The 18,147-nt window shown below is 72.4% G+C and carries 7 protein-coding genes; all 7 read left to right on the plus strand.

Going from position 1 to position 18,147, the window contains the following annotated elements:
• The coding region (locus VFB40_RS04600; protein ID WP_324848012.1) for a non-ribosomal peptide synthetase at positions 1–1,134 on the plus strand (1,134 nt) is incomplete at its 5' end.
• Positions 1,131–1,952: a thioesterase II family protein gene (locus VFB40_RS04605; RefSeq protein WP_324848013.1), complete on the plus strand. Its 822-nt coding sequence runs from the start codon at positions 1,131–1,133 to the stop codon at positions 1,950–1,952. The genes VFB40_RS04600 and VFB40_RS04605, both read left to right, overlap by 4 nt.
• A gap of 52 nt (positions 1,953–2,004) precedes the next feature.
• Entirely contained in the window at positions 2,005–3,063 is a 1,059-nt protein-coding gene (locus VFB40_RS04610) for a TauD/TfdA family dioxygenase (RefSeq protein WP_324848015.1), read from the plus strand.
• Between the two features lie 6 nt (positions 3,064–3,069).
• Positions 3,070–4,947 (plus strand): non-ribosomal peptide synthetase, encoded by a 1,878-nt coding sequence (locus tag VFB40_RS04615; RefSeq protein WP_324848016.1) that lies wholly within the window; start codon positions 3,070–3,072, stop codon positions 4,945–4,947.
• 91 nt (positions 4,948–5,038) lie between these two features.
• Positions 5,039–10,216 (plus strand): condensation domain-containing protein, encoded by a 5,178-nt coding sequence (locus tag VFB40_RS04620; protein WP_324848017.1) that lies wholly within the window; start codon positions 5,039–5,041, stop codon positions 10,214–10,216.
• A gap of 139 nt (positions 10,217–10,355) precedes the next feature.
• The gene (locus tag VFB40_RS04625) at positions 10,356–17,918 is read left to right on the plus strand and encodes a non-ribosomal peptide synthetase (protein ID WP_324848018.1); all 7,563 of its coding nucleotides are present in this window, start codon (positions 10,356–10,358) and stop codon (positions 17,916–17,918) included.
• A gap of 1 nt (position 17,919) precedes the next feature.
• Positions 17,920–18,126, plus strand: a complete 207-nt coding sequence (locus tag VFB40_RS04630; protein WP_324848019.1) for an MbtH family protein — start codon at positions 17,920–17,922, stop codon at positions 18,124–18,126.
• Positions 18,127–18,147: the final 21 nt, after the last annotated feature.

The following is an 18,147-nucleotide window of genomic DNA, read 5'->3' on the forward strand; positions in this document are numbered from 1 at the left end:
TTCACCGGCGTACGCCTCGCCTTCACCGGAGGCGAACCCGCCTCCGGCACCCACACCGCCAAAATCCAACACCACCACCCCCACCTGACCATCGCCAACGGCTACGGCCCCGCCGAATCCATGGGATTCACCACGGTGTTCGACATCCCGAGCGGATGGAACGCGGGGACGGTACCCGTCGGCTCGCCGGTCGCCGGAAAGCGCGTATACGTGCTCGATGATCGCCTGCGGCCGGTCCCGATCGGCGTGCCCGGTGAGGTGTACCTCGCCGGCGACGGACTGGCACACGGCTACCTCGACCGGGCGGCGCTGACCGCCGAGCGCTTCGTGGCCGATCCGTTCGGTCCGGCGGGCGGGCGGCTGTATCGGACCGGCGACGTGGCCCGGTGGACCCCGGAGGGTGTGCTCGACTTCGTCGGCCGCTCGGACGGGCAGATCAAGGTGCGCGGATTCCGGGTCGAGCCGGGTGAGATCGAGGCGGCGCTGCTCGGCGACCCGAGCGTCGCGCAGGCCGCGGTCACGGCGGTCGCGGACGACCGCGGCGTGCTGCGGCTGGTCGCCTACGTCGTCAGCGGGTCCGGCCCGCGGCTCGACGGCGGCGCGGTACGCGACCGGCTGCGCGGGCTGCTGCCCGACCATATGGTGCCCTCGGCCGTGGTGGTGCTCGACCGGATGCCGCTGACCGCCAACGGAAAGGTGGACCGGGCCGCACTACCCGCGCCGACCTTCGCCGCCGCGAGCGCGGGGCGCGCTCCCCGCGACGCGCGCGAAGAGGTGCTGTGCAGCCTGTTCGCCGAAGTCCTCGGCCTCGCCTCGGTCGGCATCGACGACGGGTTCTTCGAACTCGGCGGTCACTCGCTGGCCGCCGCGCGGCTGGCCGCCAGGGCGCGCGCCGTGTTCGGCGTCGAACTCAACGTCCGCGACATCTTCCAGTACCCGACAGTCACAGCCCTCTGCGAACGCTATGCCCCGGCAGGTGGCGGCGCGGCCGCGCCCCGGCCGCGCCCGGTGCTGCGGCGGCGCACTGAAGCAGGGGTACTGCGCGACGACCCGCCGACCGAGCCGCCGACCTGCTCCCCACCGACCCGACCGGCCGCGACCGGCGAATCAACCCACGAATGGAGAACGCCGTGAACCCTGTCCCGTCGAACAGCCCCTGCGGCTCCGGCGCCCCGGCCCCGGCGCCCGAGGATGTGGTCTGGAGCCTGCCCGGAACCGCCGCGGGCCGCCATGCCTCGCTGCTCGTCCTGCCGCACGCAGGCGGCAACGCCCACGCCTACGCCCCCTGGCGCGAACTGCTCCCCGGCGATGTGGACCTGCTGCTGGGTCAGTACCCGGGCCGCGGCGCGCGGTTCACCGAGCCGCTGCCGCAGCGCATCGGCGACCTGGCCGGCCCGATCGTAGCCAGCCTGCCCGAGGACGCCGAGGACCTGGTGGTGCTCGGGCACAGCATGGGTTCGCTGGTCGCCTTCGAGGTGGCCAGGGCGCTGACCGAGCTCGGCCGGCCGCCGCGGGCGCTGATCGCCTCGGCCTGCCGGGCGCCGTTCCTGCCGAACCCCTGCCTGGTGCGCCCCGAACTGCTGGGCGACGACGAGCTGGTCGCCGCGATCAAGGCGCGCGGCGGCACCGACGACGCGATCCTGGACGAGCCGGAGCTGCGCGAGATCGTGCTGCCGTCGATCCGGGCCGACTTCGCCATCGACGACGTCTACCGCTACGGCGGCATCGCGCAGGTGCTCGACTGCCCGCTGACCGTGGTCGGCGGCGCGCAGGACCCGGTGGTGCCGGTCGAGGCGCTGGCCCGCTGGTCCGAGGTGACCCAGGGCCCCGCCGCGCTGCGGGTGCTGCCGGGCGGCCACTTCTACTTCCAGGACCGGCTCGCCGAGTTCCTGGCGCTGATCGCCGCCGCGGTCCAGGACGCGGCCGGCGCGACGAGCCGGCAGTTCGCCTGAGTCCGCGGCCGAGTACCGACCCCAAGCCCGCTTTCGAACAGGAGGAAGTCCGATGCCGCCTACCACTCTGGCCGCGTCCGCGCCGAGGCCGGCGTCAACACTCGACGTCAGTAAGGAGGCCGGGAAGCCGGCCGTCGTCCACGCCCCCCGGTTCGGCTCCGTCGAGCCGGCGGCCGAGTGGCTGGCGCAGCACCAGGCCCAGCTGAAGGAGGAGCTGCTGCGTTGGGGGGCCCTGATGATCAAGGGCCTGCCGGTCTTCGACGCCGCCGCGTTCGCCGCGGTGCGCGACGTGATCATGCCGCGGCGGGCCGGGTACAAGGAGAAGGCCACGCCGCGCACCGACTTCGGCGAGGGCGTGTTCTCCTCCACCGACCTGCCCGCGATCCAGCCGATCCGGCTGCACAACGAGAACAGCTACACCCTCGACTTCCCCGGCCTGCTGCTGTTCGGCTGCGTGACGGCGCCCGAGGCCGGCGGCGCGACGACGGTGGGCGACATGCGCGAAGCGCTGCGGCTGCTGCCGGCTGCCCTGCGCGAGCGGTTCGCCGCGGCCGGCTGGCTGCTGGTGCGCAACTACTCCGAGCTGGCCGGACTGCCCTGGTACAAGAGCTTCGCGACCGAGGACCCGGCGGTGGCCGAGGCCTACTGCGCCGACAACACGATCGGCTTCGAGTGGCTCGCGGACGGGGCGCTGCGCACCCGGCAGGTCCGTTCGGCGATCGTCACCCACCCGCTCACCGGCGAGCAGTCCTGGTTCAACCACTTCGCGTTCTGGAACCGCTGGACGCTGGACGCCGACGTGCGCGACGTGCTGCTGGAGACATACGGCGACGACGGCCTGCCGTTCGACACGTACGTCGGCGACGGCACCCACCTCAGCCGCGAGGACGTGGACACGATCAACGGGATCTACGACCAGGTGACGCTGCGGGAGACCTGGGAGCGCGGCGATCTGCTGCTCGTGGACAACATCCTCTGCGCGCACGGCCGCGAGGCATTCCAGGGGAACCGCAAGATCCTGGTCGCGATGGGCGACCCGACCCCGCTCGCCGACTGCGCGCCGCTTACCGCGCCGTCCGTCGGGCCGTCGGCGACAGTGGCCGGGGAGTGATTCGCGATGACGAGCATTGAGGCGCCGGACCTGCTCCGGCGGCTGGCCGCGATCCCGGCCGAGCGAACCGCCGTGGTGGCCGCCGAGCGGACGCTGGACTTCGGCGCGCTGCGGGCCGAGGCGGGGCGCATCGCCCGGCGGCTGGCCGCACGCGGCGTGGGTCCGGGCAGCGTGGTCGCCCTCGCCCTGCCGCGCGGCGCCGACCTCATCACGGCTCTGATCGGCACGCTGACCGCGGGCGCCGCCTACCTTCCGGTGGACCCGCGTCTGCCCGCCGACCGGCGCCGGTATCTCGTCGACGACGCTGCTGTCGACGTGGTGATCGTCGCCGACGACGAGGGCGCTGACGCACCGTCAGGCGGAGCGGACCACGTTCCGTATGCCGACCTCGCGGCCGGCCCCGCCTCAGCTGAAGCAGCGTTCGAACCCGTCGCGGTCCACCCTGACGAGCTCGCCTACGTGATCTACACGTCTGGTTCGACCGGACGGCCCAAGGGGGTCGAGATCAGCCGCGGCGCGGCCGCGGCCCTGCTCGCGGAACTCGAGCAGGAGGGTCTGGTGTCCGCGGGCACCGGCCGGGTCGGCTGGAACGCCTCGCCGTCCTTCGACGCCTCGGTCCAGCAATGGGTGCGAGTGTGCCGGGGCGACGCGGTCGTGATGATCGACGAGGAGACCCGGGCCGACCCGCAGCTGCTGGCGGGGCTGATCGAACGCGAGCGGCTTACCGACCTGGACATCACCCCGTCACATGCCGACGCCCTGCTGGACCTGCTCGGCGAGGTGTACGGCCGCGACCCCGGTCGCGCCCCGCTCACCCTGCTGGTGGGCGGCGAGCCGATCAGCCCCGCGCTGTGGCGCCGGATCGGACGCCTGGTGGACGACGGAGTGCTGCGAGCGGTCAACGTTTACGGCCCGACCGAGTGCACCGTCGACTCGACGGCGGGCTGGATCGCCTCGGGCGACCGGCCGCACATCGGCTCGGTGCTGCCGGGCCTGCGGATGCGGCTGCTCGACGAGGCGCTGCGGCCGGTTCCGGACGGCGAGACCGGCGAGCTGTATCTGGCCGGGCCGCGGGTCGGCCGCGGCTATCGGGGGCGGCCGGGTCTGACCGCGGAACGCTTCGTCGCGGACGCCGGGTCAGGCGACGAGACGGCATTCCCCGGGACGCGGATGTACCGCACCGGCGACCTTTGCCGGCGCACCCCGGACGGCCGGCTGGAGTACATCGGCCGGGCTGATGGCCAGGTCAAGCTGCGCGGCCACCGGATCGAGCTGGGTGAGATCGAGTCCGTGCTCGCCGACCACCCGGCGGTGGCCGAGGCCGCCGTCGCACTGCGCGACGACGTGCACGGCGCTGCGGGCCTGGTCGCGTACGTGCGGGCGGAGAAGGGCGGCGTCGCAGGGATCGACGAGCTGCGGGAGCACCTGAGCGCTCGGCTGCCCGGCTACATGGTGCCCGCGGCGTTCGTCCCGGTCGACTCCTTCCCCACCACGCCGAACGGCAAGTTGGACCGGGCCGCGCTGCCGGAACCGCCCGCCGACCCTGGCGCTGCCGACCCTGGCGCCGCGAACTCGGGCGCCGCGAGCACGTCTGACGCGGCGTCCGCCGCGGCCGACGAGCCGACCGGTCCCGTGGAGCAGCTGATCGCCCGCGTGTGGGCGCAGGTGCTCGGCGCGCCGCGGATCGGCGCCGAGGACAACTTCTTCAAGCTCGGCGGCCACTCGCTGCTGGCGATCAAGCTGGTCGCCGGCGTGCGCTCGGAACTCGGCCTCGGCCTGCCGGTCAAGGCCGTCTACGAGAACCCGCGGCTGCGGGACCTCGCCGTCCGGATCGAGTCGATGCTCGCGGAGGCGGGCGCGCGGCCGGAGCCCGCGCTGAGATAGCCCGTCCCGCGAACCAGCCAAGCCTCTGCGCACACGCAACGTTCCGTCTCTGCTCGGTCCGCCGACCGAATCGTCTTCAGGAGGATTGACCGTGATTCCGTTGTCGTATGCGCAGCGGCGGCTCTGGTTCCTCAACCGGCTCGAAGGCTCGTCGTCCGCGTATCACGTGCCGCTGGTGCTGCGGTTCGACGGCGTGCCGGACCGCGCCGCGCTGGCTGCCGCGCTGGCTGACGTCGTGGCCCGGCACGAGGTGCTGCGCACCGTGTTTCCCGCCGTGGACGGCGAGCCGTACCAGCGGGTACTCGATCACGTGGCGGACCTGTTGACGGTGCAGACCTGCCCGGCTGGGGACGTGGACGCCCTGATGGCGGCGTTCATCCGGGAGCCGTTCGACCTCTCGGTGCAGGCACCGGTGCGCGCCCGCCTGTACGTCGCGGACCACGACGATGCGGCCGCACGGTCGACGCTGGTGCTGCTCGTGCACCACGTGGCGACCGACGGCCGATCGACCGGGCCGCTGCTGCGGGACCTGTCCGCGGCGTACGCGGCGCGGTCGGCCGGCGGCGCGCCGGACTGGGAGCCGCTGCCCGTGCAGTACGCCGATTTCACGCTCTGGCAGCGCGACTTGCTCGGCGAGCCGAAGGATCCTGACAGTGAGCTGTCCCGGCACCTCGCCTACTGGCGCGAAGCGCTCGACGGCACGCCGGAATCACTCGATCTGCCGGCGGACCGGCTGCGTCCGGCCGAACCGTCGCAGCATGCTGCGATCGTGGTCGTGCGGCTCGGCGCGGGCGCGCACGGCCGGCTCGCCGAGCTCGCCCGCTCCCATCGGGCGAGCCTTTTCATGGTGCTGCAGGCGGGCCTCGCCATGGCGTTGTGCGCGGTAGGCGCGGGCCGGGACATTCCGTTGGGCACCGCGGTGGCCGGCCGCGGCACCGAGGAGGCGCTGGACGAGCTGGTCGGCTTCTTCGTCAACACGCTGGTACTCCGCGCCGACCTGTCCGGCGATCCCACGCCGGCCGTCCTCGTCGAGCGGATCCGGGAGGCGGCGCTGGCCGCGTACCTGCACGAGGACCTTCCCTTCGACGTGCTGGTCGAGCAGCTCAATCCGACCCGCGCCCTCGGCGTGCACCCCTTCTTCCAGGTGATGCTGACCCTGGACGAGGCGGCCGGCGAACCGCTGCGGTTCGGCCCGCTGACCGCGCGGCTCGAACCGGCCCGGCTCGACGCGGCGAAGTTCGACCTCAACCTGTTCTGCACGCAGCTTCGCGACGCGTCCGGCCGGCCGGACGGGATCGAGGTCTGGCTCCAGTACGCGACCGAGCTGTTCGACGAGCCGACCGCGCGCCTGCTGGCCGCCGTCTACATCAGCACCCTGGAGCGGATCGCGGCGGACCCGCAGTCCCCATGGGAGCCCGCGGCCGTACTGACGGCCGAGCAGCGCGAACAGCTGACCGCGCGGCGCACACGGCTGGCCCGCTTGCGCGCCGAGGCGCAGGCCGCTTCGGCGGCGCACGAGCGCGGCACCGACGGGCATGATTCGGGCCGGAGAGCGGCAGGCTCACCGCACCGCGAGATCATCAGCGGACTGTTCGCCGAGATCCTCGGCCGCGACGCCGTGGACCCCGCGGACAACTTCTTCCGGATCGGCGGCCACTCACTGCTGGCCACCAAGCTGGTCAACCGGATCCGCGCCGCGCTCGGCGTCGAGCTGGGAATCAAGGATCTGTTCCTGGCGCCGACCGTCGCAGGGCTCGATGAGCGCGTTCAGCTGCTCAAGGCGGCAGCCTCCGGCCGCGCGCCGCTGGTGCGCATGCCGCGTCCGGATCGCGTGCCGCTCTCGTACGCGCAACGGCGGCTGTGGTTCATCGACCAGCTCGAAGGCGGCGGTCACGCCTACAACCTGCCGGTGGTGCTGCGTCTCGACCGCCGCCTCGATCCCGGCACGCTCGCCCGGGCGCTGCGGGACGTGACGGACCGCCACGAGAGCCTGCGCACCATCTTCGCCGCGCACGAAGGCGAGCCGTTCCAAACCATCCTCGAGCATGCCGAACCGCGATTGACCATCGCCGAGACGGCCGCCGACCGGCTCGATGCCGCGATCACTGCGGCGACGCGGTACCAGTTCGACCTTGCGGCCGAGATTCCGTTGCGCGCCTGGCTGTTCGAGGCGAGGGCGGCCGCAGGCGAGGCGGGCGGCCGGGGCGAAGGTGAGGCCGGCAGTGCGGACCGTCCCGGGCAGATTCTGGTGCTACTGCTGCATCACATCGCCGCGGACGGCTGGTCGACGGCGACGCTCATCAATGACTTGAACACCGCATACACCGCTCGGCTCGCGGGCCATGCGCCGCAGTGGGCTGAACTACCTGTGCAGTACGCCGACTACGCGCTATGGCAGCACTCGACGCTCGGCGACGCCGATGACCCGGACAGCGCGATGGCCGAAGCGCTGGGCTTCTGGCGCGACGCCCTGGCCGACTCTCCCCCGGTGCTGCCGCTGCCCGCCGACCGGCCGCGCCGCGCCACTCCCACCCACCAAGGCGACCTCGTGCCGTTCACGATCGGCGCGCACACGCACCAGCGCCTCAGCGAGCTGGCCCGCCGCAGCGGCGCGACGCTGTTCATGGTCCTGCAGGCCGGATTCGCCGCATTGCTGCACCGGCTCGGCGCCGGTGACGACCTGCCGATCGGCACGGCCGTGTCAGGACGCGAGGACCAGGCGCTCGACGGCCTGGTCGGGTTCTTCGTCAACACCCTGGTCCTGCGGACGGACGCGAGCGGGAATCCCGGGTTCGACGAACTCGTCGACCGGGTCCGTTCGGCCGACCTGGCCGCGTACGCGCACCAGCACCTGCCCTTCGACCAACTGGTCGAACAGCTCAGCCCGAACCGCACGACGGCGTATCACCCGTTCATCCAGGTCATGCTGATGCTCAACAACCAGGCGGCGCCGCGGGATCCGCGGCTTGCGCTGGCCGGCACCGAGCTGCGCGTCGACTCGCAGACCGCGAAGTTCGACCTCACCCTGGCGCTGCGCGAGCTCGACGGCGACGCCCCCGGCGCGGCGGCCGGCCTGGCAGGAGTGCTCGAATACGCGGCGGACCTGTTCGACCGGTCGACCGCTGCACGAATCGCCGCTTTGTACGCCCGGGTTCTGGATGCGGTCGCGGACGATCCCACCGCGCGCATCGACGACGTCGAGCTTTTCGACGAGGACGAATCCAGGACACTGCGCTGCGGGCTCGCGGTCGCATCAAGCACGCCGTACGCGGAACTCGCGCAGGGCTCGGATGCACTGGACGGGACTACGATCCCGCAGCTCTTCGATGCGCACGTGCGCACTAGGCCGGACGCGGTTGCACTGATCACCGCAGCGCGTCAGCTCTCTTATGCCGGGCTGGACGCCGCCGCCCGCGAAGCCGCACAACGCCTCGCGGCGCGCGGCGTGCGCCGCGGCGACACGATCGGCCTGGTCTTCGACCGCAGCGCGACGGCGGTCGTCGTCGCGTTGGCAGCGTTGCGCTGCGGTGCTGCATACATGTTCATCGATCATGAGCACGGTTCGGTCGCAGCCGACAGCACTTCGGGAGCCGATCCGGTCACGCTGTGCTCGATGCTGTTCGCCGAACCCGGGCATGCCGACCGGATCGCTCGCAGGTATCCGGATATCGCGGTAGTCGAGTACCGCGCGGATGACCCCAGCGTGTCAGGACTCGAGGTCACGACGCACTCTGAGCCTGCGGACGCCGCATTCATCGTGCTCTCCGCCGGCACCGCCGGTGCCCGGCACGCCGTGGCCTGGTCACACCGCGCCGTGGCCCAATCGGCGGGCGGCATCGGTTCGGCCGGCGCATCCGGAGCGACGCATCTCGCGTGGGCGCCGCTGAGCTCGCCCGAGTTCGCCGCGGAGCTGTGGTCGGCGCTGCTCACCGGCGCGACCTGCGCTCTCTCCCCGGACCGGATCGCCAGGCCCGAGCTGATCGGCGCGCAGACGGCCGCACTGGGCATCACCGACCTCACGGTCGCGCCCGCGACCTTCAATGTGCTCATCGACGAGCACCATGCGGACCTGGCGTCGGTGCGTCGAATCACGATCGTCGGCGAGCGCCCATGTGCCGAGCACCTGAACCGTGCCCTGCTTCAGTTGCCTGGCACAGAGTTCTTCGTTGCCTATCGGCTGGCGGAATACGGCGCCTTGGTGACCCGGCGCGCTATGGCCGAACCGGTGACCGGGTTCGGCTTGACCGCCGGATCGCCGCTGGGCGGCACCCGCTGCTATGTGCTCGACGAGCGGCTTCGGTTCGTGTCGCACGGCGTTCCCGGCGATCTGTACGTCGCAGGACCCGCACTCGCCCACGGCATCGACGGAAGCGGACGCGTATCAGTAGCCTGCTTCATTGCCGATCCGTTCGGACGGCCCGGTTCGCGCATGATCCGCACCGGCGACCGTGCGCGCTGGAGCGTGGACGGCCATCTGGAAGTGCTCGGCCGCGCCGGCGAACAAGCCGCGAGCGGTACACCGCACACCGCGTCGGCGCACGCAGAGGCCGTCCTCGCCGGCCACGCATCGGTCCGCCGCGTCGCGGTCGCGCTAGCCGGCGAGCCCGGCGAGAACGGGGGAAGCGACGGCGGCGACGGAAGCGGCGGAGGAAAGCCGACCGCCTACGTAGTGCCCCAACCCGGCGTCGAGATCGACGAATCCGTGCTGCTCGCGTACGCGGCAGGCGAACTGCCTGAACCGGAGGTGCCCGAGGCGGTGCTCGTCGTCGACGCTCTGCCGCTCACGGCCGAGGGGCGCCTTGATCGGACAGCGCTCGCAACGCTCAGGCGCGGCCACGCGCCGTCCGCAGCCTCAACTGCGGCCTCGTCGGACGCAACCGGCGAAGCTCTGGTCGAGACGCTGCTGACGCTGTTCGCCGAGGTACTCGGCGGCCGGCGGGTGGAGCCGGGCGACAACTTCTTCCGCGTCGGCGGGCACTCGCTGTCGGCCGTACGGCTGCTGAATCGAGTGCGCACGGAACTGGGCGCCGACCTCGGTCTGCGCGACATCTTCCAGGCACCGAGCGCGGCCGGCCTCGCCCGGCGGATCCTTGCCGCCGCGGGATCGACCGCTCCCGAGCGCCCGGCCGCCGCGGCCGCGGACGCGCAGGCGAATACGAACGCGAATACGAATACGCCGGAGAGCGCAGAGCCGCAGAACCGTCCGGCGCTGCGCCGCCGTACCCGCGGTGGCGCGGTCGTGCGCGAAACCGTGTCCGCAGATTCCTGATACGCCGGCTGCCCGCCGCCCGCGCGCGGCGGGAAAGCTCCGCCGCTCCTGCCCCGCCAACTGCCGTTCGCCGCCCTGAGCCGAACCTAGCCTCGGTATAGCCGCACGGTGGGAATCCCCTTCCCTCAGGAGGAACTCGATGCCTTCGATCGACCGCGCCGCCCGGGCAGCCGAAGCCGTCGCCGGGACGGACAGCATGGTGATCCTGGAGGGCTCGCCGCTCCCCGCGCCGCCCGAGCCGGTCCTCGACCTGATCGCGGCGAACGCGCGCACCACCCCTGCCCGGATCGCGCTCATCCACGGCGCGGCCGCCCTGACCTACGGCGAGTTGGACGCGGCCGTGGCCGAGCGCGCCGCCCAGCTGACCGGGCAGGGCGCCGGTCCCGGCCGATTGGTCGCGATCCGGCAGCCGCGCGGCATCGACGCCCTCGTCACCATCCTCGCCACGCTCCGCACCGGCGCGGCGTACCTGCCCCTCGACCCGGGCGCGCCGACCGCCCGCAACGCGGCGATCCTCGCCGACGCCCGGGGCGTGCAGCTCTCCGAGGCCAACGGCTGCGAGGCCGACGGCCAAGCCCTGCTCGATCTGCTCACCGAGCGCGGCGCGCTCCCGCTCGACGGTCCCGGCGCCGGCGATGGCGTCGCCTACGTCATCTACACCTCGGGCTCGACCGGCACGCCGAACGGCGTGGTCGTCGGGCACGAGGCGCTGGCGCACTTCGTCGCCGGGGCGACGCGCGCCTATGACATCGGCCCGGACGACCGGGTGCTCCAGTTCGCGCCGCTGCACTTCGACGCGAGCGTCGAAGAGGTCTTCGTCACCCTGTGCGCCGGCGGCACGCTCGTCATCCGCACCGACGACTTGCTCGACGTGCCCGCCCTGCTCGCGGGCTGCGCGGCGCACGGCATCACCGTGCTCGATCTGCCGACCGCCTACTGGCACGAGCTGGCGTACGCGCTGGACACCGGGGTCGCGCGGTTGCCCGAGAGCCTGCGGACCGTGATCATCGGCGGCGAGGCCGCGCTGCCCGAGCGGGTGGCCCGGTGGCGCCAGGCCGTCGGCGCGCGCGTGCGCCTGCTGAACACCTACGGCCCGACCGAGGCGACCGTCGTGGCGACCGTGGCCGACCTGTCCACCTGGGAGGGCGACGGCGTGCCGATCGGCCTGCCGCTTCCCGGCGTGCGCGCGGCACTGGTCGAGGGCGAGCTGTGGCTGCTCGGCGGCGGCCTGGCGCGCGGCTATCTCGGCCGGCCGGCGCTGACCGAGCGGCGCTTCACCGCGCTCGGCGGCGTCCCCGCGTACCGCACCGGAGACCTGGTCTGCGTCCGGGAGGACGGGCAGCTCGGTTACCAGGGCCGCATCGACGACGAGGTCAAGATCAGCGGGCACCGGATCGACCCGGCCGCGGTGGAGTCCGTCCTGCTGCAGCACCCTGCGATCCGTGAGGCAGCCGTCGTCGTCCAGCGGCTCGCCGACGGAACGAAAAGGCTGGCGGCGTACATCACGGCCGGCGCCTCAGGCGCGGCGGCCGCAGCCGACACGACTGCGGCGGCGACTGCCGGTTCACCGCTCACCGTCGCAGCGGTCCGCGAGCACCTCGCCGCGCACCTGCCCCCGCCGGCCGTGCCCGGCACCATCTGCGTGGTCGGCGCGCTGCCCCGCACCAGCACCGGAAAGATCGACCGGAACCTTCTCAAGTCGCTGATTCCGCCGCACGGGCGGACCTCGCCGCAGGACGCTCACGATCACGCGCCATCCGCCGCCGCCTTCGACGACGACCCGCTTCCGCCCGAAGACCGGGTCCCGCTGTCCTACGCGCAGCGCCGCCTGTGGTTCCTCGGCCGGCTTGAGGGCCCGTCTGCGACGTACAACGTGCCGTTGGTCATCAAGCTGGACGGCGTTCCCGATCGCGAGGCGCTGAGCGAGGCCGTCGCGGACGTCATCGAGCGGCATGAGGCGCTGCGCACAGTCCTGCCCGCCGCCGATGGTGAGCCCTATCAGCGGGTGCTCGACTCGGCGGGCGAGGTCGTGTCCTTCGTGGACTGCACGCCGCAGGTCCTGGACGGCCTTGTCGCGGCGTTCACCGAGGAACCGTTCGACCTGGCCGTCGACGTGCCGATCCGGGTCCGGCTCTTCGTGCCGGGAACCGACGCGTCGACGCTGGTCATTCTGCTGCACCACGCGGTGACCGACGGCTGGTCGATGCGGCCGCTGCTGCGCGACCTCGCCATCGCCTACCAGGCGCGGCTGACCGGCGGCGCCCCGGCCTGGGAGCCGCTGCCGGTCCAGTACGCCGACTACACGCTCTGGCAACGCGACGTCCTCGGCGACCCGGACGACGCGGGCAGCACGGCGGCGCGACAGCTTGAGTTCTGGCGCCGCGCGCTGGCCGGGCTGCCCGCGGCGGCGGACCTGCCGACGGACCGGCCCCGCCCGGTGGAGCCGACCGCGCTCGGCGGCAGCGTCTCGGCGCTGCTCGACGCCGAGGCGCACCGGCGGCTTCGCGACCTGTGCGCGGAGCGCGGGGCGAGCATGTTCATGGTCTTCCAGGCCGGACTCGCCGCGGCGCTGCGGCTGCTCGGCGCCGGCGCGGACGTCGCCATCGGCACTCCGGTGGCCGGGCGGTCCGACGAGGCGCTGCACGACCTGGTCGGCTTCTTCGTCAACACCCTGGTGCTGCGCACCGACACTTCCGGCGACCCGCGGCTCGGCGAGCTCGTCGAGCGGGTGCGGCACGCGGACCTGGCCGCGTACGAACACCAGGAACTGCCCTTCGACCTGCTGGTCGAGCGGCTCAATCCGCCGCGCTCGCTGGCCTGTCACCCGTTCTTCCAGGTCATGCTGACGGTAGAGGGCGCGGGCACGGACGCACCGATCCCGCTGGGCGCGCTGTCCGGCCGGATCGAGCCGGCCGGCCTCGACACCGCGAAGTTCGACCTCAGCGTGTCCTGCGTGGAACTGGGCGCAGAGGCGGGCGCGGGCGGCGTCGAGGTGTGGCTCCAGTACGCCGCGGACCTCTTCGACGAACCGACCGCCCGGCTGATCCGGGACGTCTATCTCAGGGTCATGCGAGCGATCGCCGCCGACCCGCAGGCGCGACTGGCCGAGGCCGTACGGCTTACCGATCAGGAGGCGCAGAGCCTGGCCGCGCGCCGCGCCGCGCTCGCCGAGGCGACAGCCGCGGCAGCAGCCGGTGGCGGCGCCCGCGGCGGCTCGGCCTCGGCGACCTCCCCGCGCGTCCAGATTCTCCGCGACCTGTTCGCCGAGGTGCTCGGCGTGCCTTCGGTCTCGGTCACGGACAGCTTCTTCGACCTCGGAGGCCACTCGCTGCTCGGCATTCGCCTGGTCAACCGGATACACGCGGTGCTCGGCGTCGAGATCGGCATCAAGGACCTGTTCCTCGCCCCCACCGTCACAGGACTCGACCGCCGCGTCGGCGAGGCGGCGGGCGGCGGGAACCGCCCCGCCCTGATACCGATCGAGCGGCCCGAGCGGATCCCGCTGTCCTACGCGCAGCGCCGACTCTGGTTCGTCAACCAGCTCGAAGGTCCGAGCGCGGACTACAACCTCCCGCTCGCGGTACGGCTCGACCGGCCTGCGGACCCTGACATCCTGGCCGACGCCCTCGCCGACGTCGCGGCCCGGCACGAGGCGCTGCGAACCGTCTTCCGGGCCGAGGACGGCGTGCCATACCAGGTCGTCCTGGACGAGGCGCGGCCGCAGGTGGTGGCGCTGCGCTGTGCGGAGGGCGAGGTGACCGGCGCCATCCACGAGGCGGCGCAGTACACGTTCGACCTCGCCACCGAGATTCCGCTGCGCGCGTGGCTCATCGACGCGGCGGGAGGCGGCCAACAGGAGTCTTTTGGTACCGGCCCTGGCACCGACGCTGGCACCGACACCGTGGCTGAGACCGACACCGACTCGTCCGCCGGGCAGTACCTCGTCCTCGTGGTCCACCACATCGCCGCGGACGGCTGGTCGCTGCCGACGCTGACCGCCGACCTCGCCGCCGCGTACGAGGCGAGGGCTCAAGGCCGCGCACCGCACTGGGAGCCACTGCCGGTCCAATACGCCGACTATGCGCTCTGGCAGCGCGACCGGCTCGACGAGCGACCCGGCACGAGCGGACCGCTGGCCGCGCACCTGGAGTTCTGGCGCGCGGCGCTGGAAGGCGCGCCGCAGGTCCTCGATCTGCCCGCCGACCGGCCGCGATCGGCCGCGGCGAGCCACGCGGGCGCAGTCGTACCCTTCGAGCTCGACGCCGCGACGCATCGCCGGCTCGCCGGCCTCGCCGCGCAACACGGCGCGACGCTGCTGATGGTGCTCCAAGCCGCGCTGGCCTTGACGCTCTCGCGCCTGGGTTCCGGCCCTGACGTGCCCATCGGCACGGCGGTGGCGGGACGCGGTGACGAAGCCCTCGATGACGTCGTCGGTTTCTTCGTCAACACCCTGGTGCTGCGGACCGACACTTCCGGCGATCCGACCTTCGGCGAGCTGCTGGAGCGGGTGCGCCAAACGGATCTGGCCGCGTACGCGCACGAGGAGATTCCGTTCGACCTGCTGGTCGAGCACCTCAATCCGCACCGCTCGACCGCGCACCACCCGCTGGTCCAAGTGATGCTGACGCTCGAACGCGAGCAGGCCGCGGCCGACTCGCCGCCGGCCGCCCTCGCCGGCACGCCGGTTCCGTTCGGCGCGGGCGCCGCGAAGTTCGACCTCATGCTGTCGCTGCGCGACCTTTACACGGCCGACGGCCGTCCGCACGGCCTGGCGGGCTTCCTCTGCTATGCGACAGACCTCTTCGACCCGCAGACCGCGCAGCTGCTCGCGTCCCGAGTCGAGCTGGCGCTGCGCGCTGCCGCCGCCGATCCGACCCAGCGCGTGAGCGACATCGACCTGCTGAGCGAGGGCGAGCGGGACTGGCTGTTCAACGACTACAACGCCACCACGGCGATCGAGGCCGGCGGCTCCGTCCACGCACGCTTCGAAAGCATCGCGCGCAAACACCCCGACCGCATCGCGGTCTCCTACCAAGACACCGATCTGACCTACGCCGAGACCAACCGCCAAGCCAACATCCTGGCTCACCGTCTCATCAACGCGGGCGTCACCCCCCAAGACGCCGTCGGCATCCTGATGCAACGCACCGACCGACTCATCATCGCTACCCTCGCCGTCCTCAAAGCCGGCGCGGCGTACGTGCCCATCGGCGACCACGCACCGGCCAGCCGCGTACGCACCATGATGATCGACAGCCACGCGACCCACCTGATCACCGATCACGCGACTGCCGAGGAAAGCGATGTGATCGCCGCCGAGCGCGCGGCGGGATCGACCATCGTGATCGCGGACGCGTCACCGGCCGACCAGTTCCCCGAGCACGACCCCGCGGTGCACACGGCCGAAGAAGCGCTCATGTACGTCATGTTCACTTCCGGCTCCACCGGACGCCCCAAGGGCGTCGGCGTCACCCATCGCAACGTCCTGCAACTGGCCACCGATCGCTTCTACGACCACGACATCCACCGCTGCGTCCTCGTCCACTCCCCCTACAGCTTCGACGCCTCCACCTACGAGATCTGGGTGCCGCTGCTCAACGGCTCGCGCCTTGCGGTCGCGCCCGGCGTGGGCTCGGACGTGGCGCAGTTGACCGAGGCGATCGACCGGCACGGGGCCACGGCTACCTTCTTCACGGTCGGCCTGTTCCACATCCTCGCCGAGGAGGGCCTCGACGTCCTCGCGCGGCTGCGTGAAGTCGGCACCGGAGGCGACGTGGTCTCCCCCGCCGCCGTACGCCGCGTCCTCGAACATTGCCCGAGCACCGCGGTCACGCACGTATACGGGCCCACCGAAACCACCTACGCATCGCACCTCAACCGCTATGTGAGCGACGACGGCCTGCCCGAGTTCATGGAACTCGGCCGCCCCATGGACAACACCCGGGCATACGTCCTCGACGACCGCCTCCGGCCGGTCCCGCCCGGCAGCTGCGGCGAGCTCTACCTCGCCGGCGCGAAAGTCGCCCGGGGCTATCTCGATCGGCCCGCGCTGACCGCCGACAGGTTCGTCGCAGACCCCTACGGCCCGCCCGGCACGCGCATGTACCGCACCGGCGACCGAGTCACTTGGACCCACGACCACCGGCTCCGCTTCGCCGGACGCGCCGACAACCAGATCAAGCTGCGCGGATTCCGCATCGAACCCGGCGAGATCGAGGCCGCCATCACCCGGCGGCTCCCGATCAGCCGAGCCGCAATCGTCGTCCGCGAGGACAGGCCCGGAGACAAGCGGCTAGTGGCGTACGTCGTGCCGCGCGGTGGCGCCGCGGTGAACGAGAACGCGGTCCGCGCCGCCGTCGCCGAGGAGCTGCCGGACTACATGGTGCCCTCCACAGTCGCCGTCCTCGACGCGCTGCCGATCACCGCGAACGGCAAGCTCGACCATGCGGCGCTGCCCGCCCCGACGGTCGCCGCGTCGCCGATCGGCCGCGGACCGCGAACCGAGCGCGAACGCACCCTGTGCGCCCTCTTCGCACAGGTGCTCGGCCTTGATCTGGTCGGTCTCGACGACGGGTTCTTCGACCTCGGCGGCCACTCGCTGCTCGCCACCCGCCTGGTGACCCGGATCAAGGACTCGTTGGGTGTCGACTGCGCGGTGCGCGACGTGTTTCGCGCGCCGACCGTCGCGGGGCTGCTCGCCCTACTTGACGGCAGCCACGCCACGCGGGCTGTCGGCGCCGATATCGGCACCGGTACCGGCACCGCGCTGACCGCCGAAGCCGGCCCCCGCGCCACAGCCGATGCCACGATCAATGCCCCAGTCGACGCGACGGACGACAGCGGCCTCGGCGACGGCGGTGTCGGCGGAGATGCGATGGGCGTCCTGCTGCCGCTCAATCCGGACGGCGACGAGCCGCCACTGTTCTGCATCCACCCGGGCGCGGGCCTCGGCTGGCCGTACGCGGGACTGATCCGGCACCTTGGCGCTGACCAACCGCTGTACGCCTTGCAGACCCGCTCGATCTCGCAGCCGGGGTACCGCGCGGCCAGCGTCGCCGAGATCGCCGACGACTACCTGAGGCAGATCCGGCGGGTCCGGCCGCACGGCCCCTACCGGCTGCTCGGCTGGTCCTTCGGCGGACTGGTCGCGCACGCCATCGCCACCCGCCTGCAGGACGCCGGCGAGCCGGTCGAACTGCTGGCGATGATGGACTCGTTCCCGGTGCCCGAAGCCGAGGCCGACATCCCGATCCCGGACGGCGAACTGGTCGCGATGCTGGTCGGCGAGGCATCCGAGGCTCCGGACGACCTGCCGGACGGTTTCTACGAGCGCTTCGACGCCGACGCGATCGTCGAGGTCCTGCGGCGCTCGGACCCGGTGCTCGGCGGCCTGGCCCCCGGGGAGACCGCCGCCCTCGTGAACGCCACGGTCAACCACGTGACCATCATGCGCGCGCACCGGCCCGCATTCTTCGACGGAGATCTGCTGTTCTTCACCGCGGCCCGCGACCGCGGCCGGAAAGCGCCGAACGCGGACCGCTGGAACGAATTCGTGAGCGGGCAGATCCACGATCACGATATCGACACCACCCACCTGAGAATGGCCGATCCGGAACCGCTCGCGCGGATCGGCGCGATCCTGCGCGACAGCCTCACCGCGACACACCGGCGCGACCGCGCGCTCATCGATACAAGGAGCTGACATGGCAAACCCCTTCGAGGACCCCGCCGGCACCTTCCTCGTGCTGGTCAACGACGAGGGCCAGCACTCGCTGTGGCCGGTCTTCGCCGCGGTTCCGGCGGGCTGGGAAACCGCCCACGGACCCGCGGGCCGGCAGGACTGCCTGGACTACGTCGAGCGCAACTGGACCGACATCCGCCCGCGCAGCGTCGTGGCCCAGTACACCTGACCGGGCGATCCGCCTCCCGCC

Source organism: Actinocrinis sp., assembly GCF_035650855.1.
Lineage (GTDB): Bacteria > Actinomycetota > Actinomycetes > Streptomycetales > Catenulisporaceae > Actinocrinis.